Here is a 779-nt window from a genome sequence, read left to right as displayed (position 1 = left end):
TCATTGGTCCTTGAGAGACCCTTCGCAATGTTAATCCCCCTCTCTTATTCCTATCATAAACTTGGACAGTTCATTAGGCCAGGAGCCTGTTTTTACGATTGATAAGTTATGATAAGAGCTGCTGTRATCCACAAATATGATATACAAATATGGTAACAGGTATTGATTGTTCAAAGGATTATTTTGACATTTCTGTCCAATCGGGAGAGAAAGAGGTTTTCAAGGGTCGTTTCCGTAACGACCAAGCGGGTTTTGTGGAGGCCCTGGGCCACATGCACGGCAGCCATATAGCGATGGAGGCCACCGGTCCCTATTACTTCCGSCTGGCAAGGTTCCTCTGGGARAGGGATGAACGTGTCTCGGTCATCAACCCCCTTGTCATCAGGCGTTTTTCCCAGATGACCCTGGCCAGGACCAAGACCGACAGGAAGGATGCCCAGCTCATCGCCAAGTTCACCAGCATGACGGAACCTRCCCAATGGAGGCTGCCGGAGGAACATRTGCTGAGGATCAGGAACCTGGAGGGCTATATCAAGGGACAGAAGGAATGCAGGAACCTTCTAGGGAACCAGCTCCATGCATATGAATATGCTGGGACACTGGACCCCTCGCTCAGGAAGACCATGGAGGAAGGGATCAAAGTTTTTGATGAGAACATCAATGAACATGAAAGACAGATCCAGCAGATCATCATGGAGAATTACGGGGAACTCAACGCGAACCTGCGGAGCATACCGGGAATAGGGCCACGCAGCGCAGCACTGCTTATCATCCTGACG

General features: G+C 49.9%; 1 protein-coding gene. It reads left to right on the top strand.

What is annotated here, in order from left to right:
* Window positions 1–149: 149 nt before the first annotated feature.
* Window positions 150–779, top strand: a 630-nt coding sequence (locus CRJ00_RS01460) for an IS110 family transposase (protein WP_099365158.1), incomplete at its 3' end; no start/stop codon positions are given.

The organism is Sphingobacterium sp. 1.A.4 (genome assembly GCF_002734245.1).
GTDB lineage: Bacteria > Bacteroidota > Bacteroidia > Sphingobacteriales > Sphingobacteriaceae > Sphingobacterium > Sphingobacterium tenebrionis.
Note: the sequence above shows the minus strand (reverse complement) of the source record. Positions and strands in the feature narration are given on the sequence as shown.